At 59.5% G+C, this 13,312-nt stretch carries 15 protein-coding genes (1 of these 15 cut by a window edge); 9 read left to right on the plus strand and 6 right to left on the minus strand.

Annotated elements, in window-relative coordinates; genetic code table 11:
- On the minus strand, positions 1-269 hold the 5' portion of the coding sequence (locus tag JFT91_RS09660) for a TetR/AcrR family transcriptional regulator (protein WP_201230665.1). 295 nt of this gene lie to the left of the window's left edge; the window shows 269 of its 564 coding nt (coding positions 1-269); its start codon is at positions 267-269; its stop codon lies beyond the left edge, outside the window.
- A gap of 92 nt (positions 270-361) precedes the next feature.
- Between JFT91_RS09660 and JFT91_RS09665 the strand changes: the two genes are divergently transcribed.
- A complete protein-coding gene (locus tag JFT91_RS09665; protein WP_201232259.1) occupies positions 362-1,090 on the plus strand; it encodes an SDR family oxidoreductase in 729 nt (242 codons plus the stop codon).
- 40 nt (positions 1,091-1,130) lie between these two features.
- Positions 1,131-1,733: a 2-hydroxychromene-2-carboxylate isomerase gene (locus JFT91_RS09670; protein WP_201232260.1), complete on the plus strand. Its 603-nt coding sequence runs from the start codon at positions 1,131-1,133 to the stop codon at positions 1,731-1,733.
- Between the two features lie 43 nt (positions 1,734-1,776).
- Here JFT91_RS09670 and JFT91_RS09675 read toward each other — a convergent pair whose 3' ends face one another.
- From JFT91_RS09675 to JFT91_RS09690, 4 genes are all read right to left on the minus strand, one after another.
- Positions 1,777-3,585, minus strand: coding sequence for an aminopeptidase P family protein (locus JFT91_RS09675; protein ID WP_201232261.1), 1,809 nt, complete (start codon positions 3,583-3,585; stop codon positions 1,777-1,779).
- A 56-nt stretch (positions 3,586-3,641) separates the two neighbouring features.
- The gene (locus JFT91_RS09680) at positions 3,642-4,808 is read right to left on the minus strand and encodes an aminotransferase class V-fold PLP-dependent enzyme (RefSeq protein WP_201232262.1); all 1,167 of its coding nucleotides are present in this window, start codon (positions 4,806-4,808) and stop codon (positions 3,642-3,644) included.
- 205 nt (positions 4,809-5,013) lie between these two features.
- Positions 5,014-5,628: a LysE family translocator gene (locus JFT91_RS09685; RefSeq protein ID WP_201232263.1), complete on the minus strand. Its 615-nt coding sequence runs from the start codon at positions 5,626-5,628 to the stop codon at positions 5,014-5,016.
- A 101-nt stretch (positions 5,629-5,729) separates the two neighbouring features.
- A complete protein-coding gene (locus JFT91_RS09690) occupies positions 5,730-5,987 on the minus strand; it encodes a hypothetical protein (RefSeq protein WP_201230678.1) in 258 nt (85 codons plus the stop codon).
- A gap of 388 nt (positions 5,988-6,375) precedes the next feature.
- Here JFT91_RS09690 and msuE point away from each other — a divergent pair, with 388 nt between their 5' ends.
- The 4 genes from msuE to JFT91_RS09710 all read left to right on the plus strand — a co-directional run bounded on the left by msuE (position 6,376) and on the right by JFT91_RS09710 (position 10,540).
- Complete coding sequence (gene msuE / locus JFT91_RS09695; RefSeq protein ID WP_201205371.1) at positions 6,376-6,939, plus strand: FMN reductase; 564 nt, start codon at positions 6,376-6,378, stop codon at positions 6,937-6,939.
- Positions 6,940-6,949: 10 nt separating this feature from the next.
- On the plus strand, positions 6,950-8,089 hold the full coding sequence (gene ssuD / locus JFT91_RS09700) for an FMNH2-dependent alkanesulfonate monooxygenase (protein WP_201232264.1): 1,140 nt from the start codon (positions 6,950-6,952) through the stop codon (positions 8,087-8,089).
- Between the two features lie 122 nt (positions 8,090-8,211).
- The gene (locus JFT91_RS09705; RefSeq protein ID WP_201232265.1) at positions 8,212-9,399 is read left to right on the plus strand and encodes an acyl-CoA dehydrogenase family protein; all 1,188 of its coding nucleotides are present in this window, start codon (positions 8,212-8,214) and stop codon (positions 9,397-9,399) included.
- 37 nt (positions 9,400-9,436) lie between these two features.
- A complete protein-coding gene (locus JFT91_RS09710) occupies positions 9,437-10,540 on the plus strand; it encodes a sigma-54 interaction domain-containing protein (RefSeq protein WP_201232266.1) in 1,104 nt (367 codons plus the stop codon).
- On the opposite strand, the gene JFT91_RS09715 is transcribed toward JFT91_RS09710, so the two are convergent.
- On the minus strand, positions 10,537-10,902 hold the full coding sequence (locus JFT91_RS09715; RefSeq protein WP_201232267.1) for an antibiotic biosynthesis monooxygenase: 366 nt from the start codon (positions 10,900-10,902) through the stop codon (positions 10,537-10,539). The two genes, JFT91_RS09710 and JFT91_RS09715, sit on opposite strands and share 4 nt — an antisense overlap.
- 93 nt (positions 10,903-10,995) lie before the next feature.
- Here JFT91_RS09715 and soxR point away from each other — a divergent pair, with 93 nt between their 5' ends.
- From soxR to JFT91_RS09730, 3 genes are all read left to right on the plus strand, one after another.
- Complete coding sequence (gene soxR, locus JFT91_RS09720) at positions 10,996-11,445, plus strand: redox-sensitive transcriptional activator SoxR (protein ID WP_201232268.1); 450 nt, start codon at positions 10,996-10,998, stop codon at positions 11,443-11,445.
- A gap of 288 nt (positions 11,446-11,733) precedes the next feature.
- On the plus strand, positions 11,734-12,192 hold the full coding sequence (locus tag JFT91_RS09725; protein WP_201230694.1) for a VOC family protein: 459 nt from the start codon (positions 11,734-11,736) through the stop codon (positions 12,190-12,192).
- Between the two features lie 232 nt (positions 12,193-12,424).
- Positions 12,425-13,300, plus strand: coding sequence for an alpha/beta fold hydrolase (locus tag JFT91_RS09730; protein WP_201232269.1), 876 nt, complete (start codon positions 12,425-12,427; stop codon positions 13,298-13,300).
- Positions 13,301-13,312: the final 12 nt, after the last annotated feature.

Consider the following 13,312-nt stretch of genomic DNA (forward strand, 5'->3'; position numbering starts at 1 on the left):
TGTTTAAGGCAACGTTCCATGCGCCGGCGATCCTGCACGCCTCGCCCACCCAATCGCTCCAGACTCTGGCCCAACTCCCGCTCGACAATCGCCGTGAACAGCGCGTCCTTAGATGAGAAATGGCTGTAGAACGCTGCGCCACTCAGGCCGATCGCTTTCATCAAGCCATCGACGCCGACTGTGGAAAAACCAGATCTCTTGGCGGACAACGCACTGCTTTCCAACAGCTTCTCTCTGGTTTCCAGCTTGTGACTGGCGGAGTAACGCATGTGTTTTCCCTCGACATTGACTCGCTTGACGTTGTCGAAATCCTAGCATAACGTTCGTTCACTTAACGATCGTTTACTAAAGGGATCTACCCATGAATAACAAGAAGGTCGTATTGGTTGTCGGCGCGGGTGACGCTACCGGCGGGGCGATTGCAAAGCGCTTTGCCAAGGAAGGATTCATCGCCTGCGTCACACGGCGCAGCGCCGACAAATTGCAGCCTTTAGTCGACGCCATTCAGGCAGAGGGTGGCGAAGCTCACGGTTTTGCCTGCGACGCGCGTAAGGAAGAAGACGTTATTGCGTTGATTGAGGACATCGAGGCCCGCGTCGGGCCAATCGAAGCATTCGTCTTCAACATCGGCGCCAACGTGCCCTGCAGCATTCTCGAGGAGACCGCACGCAAGTATTTCAAAATCTGGGAAATGGCCTGTTTCTCTGGTTTCCTCAACGCTCGTGAAGTGGCCAAGCGCATGGTCACTCGCCAGCGCGGGACGATTCTATTCACCGGCGCAACCGCCGGACTTCGAGGTGCCTCGGGGTTTGCGGCATTTGCCGGTGCCAAACACGGTATTCGTGCCTTGGCGCAGAGCATGGCGCGTGAACTCGGGCCGATGAACATCCATGTCGCCCATGTGGTGGTCGATGGCGCCATCGATACCGACTTCATCCGCAACAGTTTCCCCGAGAAGTACGCGACCAAAGATCAGGACGGCATCCTCAACCCCGAACACATCGCCGAAAACTATTGGTACCTGCACCGCCAGCCTCGGGACGCATGGACCTTCGAGCTGGATCTGCGTCCCTGGAATGAACGCTGGTAAGCCCTCCCCCCTTCATAACAATAAAGAGAGCAGACAAATAATGACGAAGACCGTGGAGTTCTATTTTGACCTCGGCAGCCCTGCCACTTACCTGGCGTACACCCAACTGCCGAAGATCTGCGCCGAGACCGGCAGCCAGTTGATCTACATTCCGATGCTGCTGGGCGGCGTATTCAAAGCCACTGGCAATGCGTCACCGGCAATGATTCCGGCCAAGGGCCGCTACATGTTCGAGGATCTGGATCGCTACGCCAAACGCTACAGCGTGCCCTTGAAATTCAACCCACACTTTCCGATCAACACGTTGATGCTGATGCGCGCGGTCACTGGCATCCAGTTGCATCACCCGGAACGCTTTCAGGCATTTATCGATTGCCTGTTTGTTGCACTTTGGGTTGAAGGTCGCAGCCTGGATGAACCACAAACGGTGGCGGCCGTGCTGAGTGAACACGGTTTCGACCCGCATGAAGTACTGGCGCTGAGCAACGACGAAGCCGTCAAGGCCACCCTCAAGACCAATACGGAAACAGCGGTTAAACGCGGGGTGTTTGGCGCGCCGAGCATGTTTGTCGGCAGCCAATTGTTCTTCGGTCAGGATCGACTCGACTTCGTCGAAGAGGCATTGCGCCACAACTCGATCTAAGCCACCGCTCGAGCGCTGACGTCAGCGCCCGAGCGTCGACTGCTTAAATAGCGGCAGTGCGGGTATTCAGCCACGCCAGCGCAGCGCCATCGAGCAACGGACTCAAACGCTCACGCACTTCGGCGTGGTAGGCGTTGAACCACTGTTTTTCTTCTTCAGTCAGCAACGCAGGCACCAGGCACCGCGTGTCAATCGGGCACAGTGTCAGAGTTTCAAACTTGAGGAACTCACCGAACTCGCTGCTGCCCGCTTCGCGGTTCATCGCCAGGTTCTCGATGCGCACACCCCAACGGCCAGGACGATAAGTGCCCGGCTCGATCGATGTGATCATGCCCGCTTGCATGGCAGTGTGAGGCGCCGCTGCGGCCTGATAGGCGATAACCTGCGGACCTTCGTGAACGTTGAGGAAATAGCCAACACCATGCCCGGTGCCGTGTCCGTAATCGACATTGTCAGCCCAGATCGGCGCACGCGCGATGGCATCCAGCAGCGGCGACAGAATGCCTTTCGGGAACTGTGCCCGCGACAACGCAATCACGCCTTTCAACACGCGCGTGCAGTCACGCTTCTGCTCTTCAGTCGGTGTACCGACCGGTACCATCCGCGTGATATCGGTCGTGCCGCCCAGGTATTGACCACCCGAGTCGATCAACAACAGGCCATCGCCCTCGATCACCGCGTGCTCTTCTTCCGTGGCGTGATAGTGCGGCATCGCGCCATTGGCGTTGAACGCGGCGATGGTGTTGAAACTCAGCGACACATAGTCCGGACGACGCTCACGGGCGGCCGTGAGTTTCTCGTCGATGGTCAACTCGGTAATGCGTTCGCGCCCCCAGGCTGATTCCAGCCAGGCAAAGAATTCGCACAGCGCCGCACCGTCCTGCTCCATCGCCTGACGGATATGCCTGGCGTCGGCTTCACTTTTCTGCGACTTGGCCAACGTTGTCGGATTGAGCCCTTCGACCAGTTTCACGCCGCTGTCGAGGTTATCCAGCAAACCGCTGGTGACGCGTGCCGGATCCACCAGCAAGCTCGCGCCGCTCGGTACCGCACGCAGTGCATCCGCGACTTCGCTGTAGTCGCGCAACGTCACGCCATCCTTTTCAAGCACTGCGCGCAAATCAGCATCGACTTTGCTCAATGCCACGAACAGCGTGGCTTGCTGTTGGTTGATCAACGCAAACGAAACAAACACCGGGTTGAACGAGACATCACCGCCGCGCAGGTTGAACAGCCAGGCGATATCGTCAAGGGTGGCGATGAAATGCCAGTCAGCTCCGCGCGCCTGCAAGGTTTCGCGCAGTTTGGCGAGTTTCTCGCCACGGCTGACGGTCGCTTGCGGCGGCAGATGCTGATAGATCGGCGCGTTGGGAAGACTCGGGCGATCGCTCCAGACTTCCTGCAACAGATCGATGTCGGTGCGCAGGCGCGCGCCGCGTGCTTCGAGTTTGCTGCTCAACGTACGCGCCGAGGCCACGGCCATCACCGCGCCGTCGACGGCGACCACGCCACCTTCCGGCGTCTGTTCGGCCAGCCAGTCCAGCGGGCTCGGTTGACCCGGTTGCAGCTTGACCAGTTCGATACCGCTGCCGTTGAGTTCCTTGGTCGCCTGTTCCCAGTAGCGACTGTCGGCCCAGACTCCGGCGAAATCCCCGGTAACGATCAACGTGCCGACCGAACCATGAAAGCCCGACAGCCACTGCCGGCCCTGCCAGTAACCCGGCAGATATTCTGACAAATGCGGGTCGGCAGACGGCACCAACAGTGCGTGAATGCCTTCGCGACGCATCAGTTCACGGGTGTGCGCCAAGCGCTGGGGCACCGATCCTTCGGTCGAGGTCTGGGTACTCATCATGTCTCCTGCTAATCACTTCATCGTTATTGTTCGTAGCCGTTGATTCGGCTCGTTTAAAGCCCTGTCGCCCAGAATGCCGGAGCACTGGCGCAGGCGGTCTTGATCAGTTCGCCAGCCTTGTCGATATCCGCGGCGGTGGTGAAACGGCCGAGGCTCAAGCGAATGGTGCGTCCGGCCAGATGCGCGTCATGTCCCAGCGCCAATAACACGTGAGATGGCGCATTACTGGCGGAATTACAGGCCGAAGTCGCGGAAAACGCGATCGAATGGCTCAGCGCGGTGCTGTTGAACTCACCCTCGCTGAACGTCAGGCTCAAGGTGTGCGGGATACGTTGGCCAACGCTGCCATTGAGGCGCACGCCGGGCAGACTCAGCAGTTGTTCGAGCAAACGCTCGCGCAAAGCGACGATGGTTTTTTTCTCTTCATCAAACGCCGATGCGGCCAAGGCAAACGCCGCGCCCATGCCGGCAATCTGGTGGGTTGCCAAAGTCCCGGAACGCAAGCCACCTTCGTGACCGCCACCGTGAATCTGGGCGTGCAAACGTTGCTGCGCTCGCGGGCCGACATACAACGCACCAATGCCTTTGGGCCCATAGAGTTTGTGCGCCGAAAACGACATCAGGTCGACCGGCCACTGCGCCAGATCGATCGCGACTTTGCCGGCGCCCTGCGCCGCATCGACGTGGAACAGCGCCCCGCGACTGCGCACCACTTCACCAATGGCCTGCACATCGTTGACGGTGCCCAGCTCATTGTTGACCAGCATCAGCGACACCAGAAAGGTGTCGTCACGCATGGCTTCACTGACCGCTTGCGGCGTAATCAGGCCTTCGGCGTCCGGCACCAGATAGGTCACGGCGACGCCGCCGTCCTGCAACTGGCGGGCGGTATCAAGGATGGCTTTGTGTTCGATCTGACTGGTGATGATGTGGCCGCCAGGCACACCGCGCGCCTGGGCCACGCCTTTGAGGGCGAGGTTGTTGGACTCGGTCGCACCGGAAGTCCAGACGATCTGTTCGGCCTGGGCACCGACCAGTTCGGCGACCTGCCGGCGGGCCTGCTCGACCGTGTGCCAGGCTTGCTGGCCGAAGGCGTGGGAGCTTGAGGCCGGGTTGCCGAAATTACCGTGAAACCCCAGACACTCGATCATCACCTGGATGACCCGCTCGTCCACCGGGGTGGTGGCGGCGTAATCGAAATACAACGGACGTGTGTTCATAAAAGACTCGCAGAGCGTGTTCCGGGATCAGGAGGCTCGTGTCTGCAAACGGCACAACGCAGCCTTGTGAGCTGCGCGTTGGTTCGAGAGCGTCATCAATACCTGATCGGATGCCGTTAAAGAAGAACAACTTCATTTAAAAGTGCGTAGGAACGCTCCTGAAGCCGAGCTTAACAGGCATCGGGCCGGCGGTTGAAGCAATGCGTCAGTGAAAGCTTTCGAGAAGTAACGGGTACAGCGAAATCACCAGCAGTGCGGCCATGCCCCAGTTGAACACGCGCAACCAGCGCGGATCCTTCAGCACATTGCGCAACAAAGTGCCGCAGGCTGCCCAGACGCCAACACTTGGCAGGTTGATGATGGCAAACACCGCAGCGATCACTATCACGTTAGTGAAATAACCCTGCATCGGCGTGTAAGTGCTGATGGCACCAATGGCCATGATCCACGCTTTGGGATTGACCCATTGAAACGCCGCAGCGCCGAGGTAACTGATCGGTTTGGCTTCGCCTTGCGCGCTGTCGCCGACCGGGCCCGAGTGAGCGATTTTCCACGCCAGGTACAGCAGATACGCCGCGCCGACGTAGCGCAGCACGGAATAGAGAACGGGATAGCTCTGAAACACCGCGCCCAAGCCAAAACCCACCGCCACCACCAACACGAAGAAGCCACAGGTGATGCCAAGCATATGGGGGATGGTGCGGTTGAAGCCGAAATTCACGCCCGATGCCAGCAGCATGGTGTTGTTGGGCCCCGGTGTAATCGAGGTGACAAGGGCGAACAGGGCAAAGCCCAACAGCAGATCAAGCGAGAGGGTCATGGCAAGCAATCCATCAGGGTCATTCAGGTGTTGACCCTATCCCACGCGGCCCGGCAAACCCACGGACAGTTGGGTAAAACTTCTGGCAGTACAGTTTGTTATCAGCTTGGCCGGCCATGCAGCTGTACGGCAAGCTCAGCGCTCATTTCAGCTTTTTTGTCGAAGTGCGACTGGCCGAGCAATTGGGCTTTTTTCGCGTGGTATTCGTCGAAGGACAGGCCGCTGCGGTTCAGTGCCTCCATCGCCAGCTCTTGGGATTCTTCTGCGGTGTAGGGCCGCAATTCCGGGGAAACATGGCTGGCACATCCGGCGAGTACGGAAACGGCAAGCATCAGAGAAACAGTCAGTAAATGATTCATGGGAGCGTCCTGGCGAGCAATGGGGGTTGATGGAGCAAGGCTACGCCCGGCAAAGCTCGCGCAAAAATCAACGCTCTCAATAGTGGCTATCAGAAATTCGACACGCTTGTTCTTATATCTCCAAAAGATCTATAAATATCGATTAAGGTTCTTTTACGGAATAACCATCAGCCTTTATAAATCCCCTCATGCGCTCGGCACTGTTGCTCCAGCAACTGTTGCCCAGCCAACAGCAATTCAACAAACCGCGCTGAAACTCACACACGCAGGCTTTGGCATAGCGCTGTAAGCCCCGTAAACCGGGACTCACAGGAATTGGTACAGCACTTGCTCAAGTCCAGTGACTCATTCACTGCTCACTGAGCAACTGTTGAAAAAGGAATTGATCATGTCGCGTCCCCTGAAAGTCGTCGCCTTGTCCGGTGGCACCTGGCGTCCTTCTCGCACATTGGTGCTGACCCAAGCGCTGTTGTCCGAACTGTCCGGGCATTTGCCGATCGAGAGCCATTTGATCGAACTCGGCGATATCGCCCGCCCGCTCGGCAGTGCCCTCTCGCGTCAAGAGCTGAGCGCTGAAGTCGAGGCCGAGTTGCAAGCCATCGAACAGGCCGATCTGCTGATCGTTGCCGCGCCGGTGTATCGCGGCTCATATCCGGGCCTGCTCAAGCATCTGTTCGACCTGATCGACCTCAATGCACTGATCGACACCCCGGTGCTGCTCGCAGCCACCGGTGGCAGCGAACGGCACGCGCTGGTCCTCGATCATCAGTTGCGCCCACTGCTGAGCTTCTTCCAGGCCGTCACCCTGCCGATTGGCGTGTACGCCACCGAAGCCGATTTCGCCGATTACCAGATCACCAGCGAAGCGCTGAAAGCACGCATTCGCCTGGCCGCCGAACGCGCTGCGCCGCTGTTCGCTACGCAAATCAAACCGTTGCTGAAGATCGCCTGAGGAGTCGTGCATGGATGTTTTCTGGTTTCTGCCGACCCACGGCGACGGCCACTATCTGGGCACCACCCAAGGTGCGCGCCCGGTCACGCTGAACTATCTGAAACAGGTTGCGCAGGCCGCCGACAGCCTCGGCTATCACGGTGTGCTGATCCCCACCGGGCGTTCTTGCGAGGACTCCTGGGTAATCGCCTCGGCGCTGGTGCCTTTGACCGAGCGCCTGCGCTATCTGGTGGCGATTCGGCCGGGGATCATTTCGCCCACCGTTTCGGCGCGGATGGCGGCGACGCTGGATCGCCTGTCCAACGGCCGCTTGCTGATCAACGTGGTGACCGGTGGTGATCCGGACGAAAACCGTGGCGACGGCAGTTTCCTCAGCCACAGTGAACGCTACGAAGTCACCGATGAATTCCTGAAAATCTGGCGCCGGGTGCTGCAAGGCGAGGCGGTGGATTTCGACGGCAAGCACTTGAAAGTGCAGAACGCCAAAGCACTGTATCCACCGGTGCAAAAGCCCTACCCGCCGCTGTACTTCGGCGGCTCGTCAGATGCCGCGCATGATCTGGCGGCAGAACAGGTCGACGTTTACCTGACCTGGGGCGAACCACCGGCAGCGGTCGCGGAAAAACTCGCCGATGTGCGCGAACGCGCAGCGCGCCATGGCCGCAAGGTGAAGTTCGGCATTCGGCTGCACGTGATCGTGCGCGAGACTGCCGAAGAGGCATGGAAAGCCGCGGACAAACTGATCGAACACATCAGCGACGAGACCATTGAGGCCGCGCAGAAATCTTTTTCGCGCTTCGACTCCGAGGGTCAGCGGCGCATGGCGGCGCTGCACGACGGTCGCCGCGACAACCTGGAAATCGCCCCGAACCTGTGGGCCGGCGTCGGCCTGGTGCGCGGCGGTGCGGGAACTGCACTGGTCGGCGATCCGCAGCAAGTGGCGGCGCGGATCAAGGAATACGCAGATCTGGGTATCGAGAGTTTCATCTTCTCCGGCTATCCGCACCTGGAAGAGGCTTACCGCTTTGCCGAACTGGTGTTCCCGCTGCTGCCAGAGCCCTACGCGAGCCTGGCCGGGCGCGGCGTGACCAACCTCACCGGGCCGTTTGGCGAAATGATCGCCAACGACGTACTCCCGGCCAAAGTCTGACCCAAATCCCTTAAGAAGTTGCCGCAGGCTGCAATCTTTGCCTTTGATTTTTTAACAACAGATCAAAGGATCGCAGCCTGCGGCAGCTCCTACAGGGGCTGTTTGAATTTAGGAGTGTGGGTGTGACTGCCAAACCACAAAGTACCCTTTTGTCCCCGTTACAGACCGCGCGCCAACTGGCCGCCGAGTTCGCCCTCACCGCCGTCGAACGCGACGAACGTGGCGGCACACCGAAAGCCGAGCGTGATGCCCTGCGCGACAGCGGCCTGTTGGGTCTGAGCATTCCCACCCGTTACGGTGGCCTCGGTGCGAGCTGGAGCGAAACCCTGCAAATCGTCCGCGAGTTCACCAAGGTCGACAGTTCCATCGCGCATGTCTTCGGATTTCATCATTTGATGCTGGCCACCGTGCGTTTGTTTTCCCGACCGGAGCAATGGCAGCCGTGGTTCGAGCAGACCGCCCGGCAGAACTGGTTCTGGGGCAACGCGCTCAACCCGCTCGACACCCGCACCGTGGTCAAGGATTTCGGCGGTTGGCGCGAGTTTTCCGGCAAGAAGAGTTTCTGCTCTGGCGCCAGCGACTCGCAAATGCTGATCGCCTCGGCGGTCGATGAAAGCGCCGGTGGCAAATTGCTGATCGCCGCGATTCCGAGCGGGCGCAGCGGCATCACCTTGCACAACGACTGGAACAACATCGGCCAGCGCCAGACCGACAGCGGCAGTGCGACATTTGAACGGGTACGGGTGGAAGAGTCGGAATTGCTCCTCGATCCCGGCCCCCTGAGCACGCCTTTCGCCTGCCTGCGGCCGCTGATCGCGCAATTGACGTTCACGCATATGTTTCTCGGGATTGCCGAAGGCGCTTTCGAAGAAGCGCGGCAATACACCCTCAATGAAACCCGCCTCTGGCATAGATCTTCGGCGCGCAGCGTGCGCGAAGATCCTTACGTGCTCGCGCATTACGGCGAGTTCTGGGTTGCGCTGGAAGGTATTCGTTTATTGGTCGAACGCGCAGCGACATTGCTCGATGAGGCGTGGGCCAAAGGTGCGAACCTCAGTGCTGAAGAACGCGGTCATGTGGCCACGGCGATTGCCACGGCCAAAGTCGCTGCCAGCCGTCAGGGCCTGGAGATTTGCAGTCGCTTGTTCGACGTCACGGGTGCGCGTTCGACTCACGCCTCCCTGCGACTGGATCGCCACTGGCGCAACCTGCGCACGCAAACCCTGCACGACCCGCTGGATTACAAACTCCACGAGCTGGGTGACTGGGCGCTGAACCAGGCGCTGCCGGTGCCGACGTTCTATTCCTGATCCTGCCTGTATTTGAACTGAAGAGAAGGACGAGCCCATGCAACTGCTGACCCTACCGCCCTCACCCGCTCTGGCCACGTCGATTCGCGCCACCGCGCAGGTATTCGAAGACCCCAAGTCCCAGGCCCTGCTCGCGCATTTGCAGCAAGTCGCCCCGAGCGAAGCCAGTGTGCTGATCATCGGCGAGACCGGCACCGGCAAGGAGTTGGTGGCGCGGCATATTCATAACCTGAGCAATCGGCGCCACCGACCGTTTATTGCGGTGAACTGCGGTGCGTTCTCCGAATCGCTGGTGGAAGCGGAATTATTCGGTCATGAAAAAGGCGCCTTTACCGGCGCCTTGAGTGCCAAGGCTGGCTGGTTCGAGGAAGCGGACGGCGGCACCTTGTTTCTCGACGAGATCGGCGATCTGCCGATGGCGATTCAGGTAAAACTGTTGCGCGTGTTGCAGGAACGCGAAGTGGTGCGGCTCGGCTCGCGCAAAAGCATTGCCATCGATGTGCGCGTGTTGGCGGCGACCAACGTGCAACTGGAGAAAGCCATCAATGCCGGGAATTTCCGCGAGGATCTGTACTACCGGCTCAATGTGGTCAATCTGGAATTGAGCCCGCTGCGCGAGCGTCCCGGCGATATCCTGCCGCTGACCCGGCACTTCATCGAAGCCTACAGCCAGCGCTTGGGATATGGACGCGTGGTCATCAGCCCCGGCGCCGAACACAAACTGCGCGGCTACAGTTGGCCGGGCAACATCCGCGAGCTGGAAAACGTCATTCATCACACGCTACTGATCTGCCGCAACGGCGTGATCGAACGCGATGATTTGCGTCTGTCGAATTTGCGCATCGAGCGCCCGGACGATCACCACGCCAGCACCACCGATTCACCGGAGGCATTACTTGAGCAGGCGTTTCAGAAACTCTTCGCGCAGCAGGCCGGCGCGTTGCACGAAAAAGTCGAAGACGCCTTGCTGCGCGCCGCCTATCGTTTCTGCCATTACAACCAGGTGCATACCGCTGCGTTGCTCGGTCTCAGCCGTAACGTCACGCGCACGCGGCTGATCAAGATCGGCGAACTGGCGGTGAACAAGCGCCGACTCACGGAAAACCTGCACGGTGAGCGACTGATTCAGTTGTCGATTTAACCGACCAGGTTGCAGTGCAACGCATCATCGTGACTGCGGGCGATGCTGCTCAACACCTGGAAAGAATTGAACGTAATGGTTCGCGCCTGATGGGCGTGGATCAATTGCCAGAAGTCTTGCTCGCCGCTTTCAAAACTGCGGAACGCCGCCTCCCCTGCTTCGCGGCTTTGCCATTGCAACAAACTCAACACTCGCCGTCCGTCGTCGCTGGCCTGCACGCTGGCGCTGACAAAACCTTCGTAGCGCTGGGCCAGACGTTCGCTCTGCACTGACAGCGCGCTGACCAGCGCCCGTTGCTGGCGAGGCTCGATCTCGAATTCGATCAACTGGGTGAAGCTGCGGTTTTTCGCTGATGTTTGCATGAAAGTCCCCACTTATCGGTAAGGCGAATCTTGCGACTCGAAGAAGCGCAGGGTAAAACCTCTAGTTAAGTCAAGGTCAAGGGCTGTTTTCAGATGATCAGCAAAGAAACCGTGCACAAACAGCTAACAGTCGGCGAAGTCGCAGCACGCAGCGGTGTCGCGGTCACCGCCCTGCACTTTTATGAATCCAAGGGCTTGATCAAGAGTCAGCGCAATGCCGGCAATCAACGGCGCTATGCGCGTACCGTGTTGCGCCGGGTGGCGCTGATCAAAGTGGCGCAACGTCTGGGCATACCGTTGGCGGAGATTGGCGAGGCACTGAAAATTCTGCCTGATGATCGCGCGCCGACGGCGGCGGATTGGCGGGTGTTGTCCGAGCAGTGGCGGCGGGAACTGGATGAGCGGATCGAGCAGTTGACGCTGCTGCGTGACCGGCTCAACGGCTGCATCGGCTGTGGGTGTTTGTCGATGGAAGCCTGCCCGTTGCGCAATCAGGGCGATGTGCTTGGGGAACAGGGGCCGGGGCCGCACTTTCCAACCTGAATGTCCTTGGGTAGATACAAAACGTGTGGCGAGGGGATTTATCCCCGATGGGTTGCGAAGCAGCCCTAAAATCTGCCGATTCATTCTTTCAGGATTACCGCGCTGGGAGGCCTAGGGGCTGCTTCGCAACCCATCGGGGATAAATCCCCTCACCACAGTTATATAACGGTTCAAAGTGAAGTGACTGCTCGTCGGGCGAAATTCCTGGCCGTGAAGACAGTTCTATAGTGATTCTTCCGCCGATGCGGTGAAGCCGTATTTCGCAAAACAACAATCAGGGAGAACGTCATGAGCGTCAAACCCATTCCCGAGGGATATCACAGCATTACCCCCTATCTCGGCATCCACAAAGCCGCCGAGGCCATCGAGTTCTACAAGAAAGCGTTTGGTGCGACCGAAGTCATGCGCTTATCCATGCCGGACGGCGGCATCGGCCACGCCGAACTGCGCATTGGTGACAGCGCAATCATGCTCGGCTCGCCGTGCGACCAGGGGCCGTTGAGCAATCCGGATCAAGCCGTCTCGGTCGGTTTGCATTTGTACGTGACCGATGTCGACAAATCCTTTCAACGAGCGCTGGAGGCCGGGGCGACGTCGGTGTCCGAGGTCAAGGATCAGTTTTACGGTGATCGCAGCGGGACGTTGAAGGATCCGTATGGACATCTGTGGTTTCTGGCCTCGCGCAAGGAGGATTTGACCGAGGAGCAGATCAAGCAGCGGGCGATGGAGATGTTCAGCCAAGGTTGAATTTGCGCTGTGATCACGGGCCCCTTCGCGAGCAGGCTCGCTCCCACAGAGTTATGCGGGGTGGCATAGATAGCGGTCACACTCGAGATTCCTGTGGGAGCGGGCTTGCCCGCGAAGGGGCCATCACTGACAACACACTTCATGAACCGGCCCATCACGCTTTGCGCCTTGCCCCAAAGCGCGCACCCTTTCAGGATGCAGGCAACAAGAACCCTGAAAAAGGATCAGTCCGATGTTTGCCGGATTTCTCAAAGACCAGCGCCACGTCAACGGTGTCGACATTGCCTATCGCCTCGGCGGCAGCGGGCCGGGTTTGTTGCTGTTGCACGGCCACCCGCAGACGCATGTGATCTGGCACAAGATTGCCGAACAACTGGCCGAGCACTTCACCGTGGTTGCCGCTGACCTGCGCGGTTACGGCGATAGCAGTCGACCGGCCGCTGACGCGCTGCACCTCAATTATTCAAAACGCGAAATGGCCCGCGACAACGTCGAGCTGATGCAATCGCTGGGCTTCGAACAGTTTTCGATCCTCGCCCACGACCGTGGCGCACGCGTCGCCCATCGTCTGGCGCTCGACCACCCCGGCGCCTTGCACCGCATGATGCTGCTGGATATCGCCCCCACGCTGTCGATGTACACGCAAACCAATGAAGCCTTCGCCCGCGCCTACTGGCACTGGTTCTTTCTGATCCGCCCGGCGCCGCTGCCGGAAACCTTGATCGAAGCCGATCCCGAGGCTTATCTGCGCAGCGTGATGGGCAGTCGCAGCGCCGGGCTCAAGCCGTTTACCGATGAAGCGTTCAGCGAATACCTGCGCTGCCTGCAACACCCGGGCAGCGCGCGCGGCATCTGTGAAGACTACCGCGCCAGCGCTGACATCGATCTGCAACACGACCGTGCCGACATCGCCGCCGGGCACCACTTGAGTCTGCCGCTACGGGTTCTGTGGGGCGCCGAAGGCACCGTCGGAAGCTGCTTCGATCCGCTCAGGGAGTGGCAACAAGTGGCCGCCAGCGTCAGCGGCCAGGCCCTGCCCGCCGGCCACTACATCGCCGAAGAAGTACCTGAGTTGTTACTCGCCGAAGCACTGGCTTTCCTGCGCTGAACCCAGCAATAC

The sequence above is a fragment of the Pseudomonas sp. TH08 genome, from assembly GCF_016651275.1.
In the GTDB taxonomy this organism is placed as follows: Bacteria; Pseudomonadota; Gammaproteobacteria; order Pseudomonadales; family Pseudomonadaceae; genus Aquipseudomonas.

Bases quoted from the DNA above. Each gene is read 5' to 3' on its own strand.
- JFT91_RS09670 (WP_201232260.1), top strand. From the start codon at position 1,131: ATGACGAAGACCGTGGAGTTCTATTTTGACCTCGGCAGCCCTGCCACT.
- JFT91_RS09680 (WP_201232262.1), bottom strand. From the start codon at position 4,808: ATGAACACACGTCCGTTGTATTTCGATTACGCCGCCACCACCCCGGTG.
- msuE (WP_201205371.1), top strand. From the start codon at position 6,376: ATGTCGCGTCCCCTGAAAGTCGTCGCCTTGTCCGGTGGCACCTGGCGT.
- JFT91_RS09710 (WP_201232266.1), top strand. From the start codon at position 9,437: ATGCAACTGCTGACCCTACCGCCCTCACCCGCTCTGGCCACGTCGATT.
- JFT91_RS09665 (WP_201232259.1), top strand. From the start codon at position 362: ATGAATAACAAGAAGGTCGTATTGGTTGTCGGCGCGGGTGACGCTACC.
- JFT91_RS09715 (WP_201232267.1), bottom strand. From the start codon at position 10,902: ATGCAAACATCAGCGAAAAACCGCAGCTTCACCCAGTTGATCGAATTC.
- JFT91_RS09690 (WP_201230678.1), bottom strand. From the start codon at position 5,987: ATGAATCATTTACTGACTGTTTCTCTGATGCTTGCCGTTTCCGTACTC.
- JFT91_RS09725 (WP_201230694.1), top strand. From the start codon at position 11,734: ATGAGCGTCAAACCCATTCCCGAGGGATATCACAGCATTACCCCCTAT.
- JFT91_RS09675 (WP_201232261.1), bottom strand. From the start codon at position 3,585: ATGAGTACCCAGACCTCGACCGAAGGATCGGTGCCCCAGCGCTTGGCG.
- soxR (WP_201232268.1), top strand. From the start codon at position 10,996: ATGATCAGCAAAGAAACCGTGCACAAACAGCTAACAGTCGGCGAAGTC.
- JFT91_RS09730 (WP_201232269.1), top strand. From the start codon at position 12,425: ATGTTTGCCGGATTTCTCAAAGACCAGCGCCACGTCAACGGTGTCGAC.
- JFT91_RS09685 (WP_201232263.1), bottom strand. From the start codon at position 5,628: ATGACCCTCTCGCTTGATCTGCTGTTGGGCTTTGCCCTGTTCGCCCTT.
- ssuD (WP_201232264.1), top strand. From the start codon at position 6,950: ATGGATGTTTTCTGGTTTCTGCCGACCCACGGCGACGGCCACTATCTG.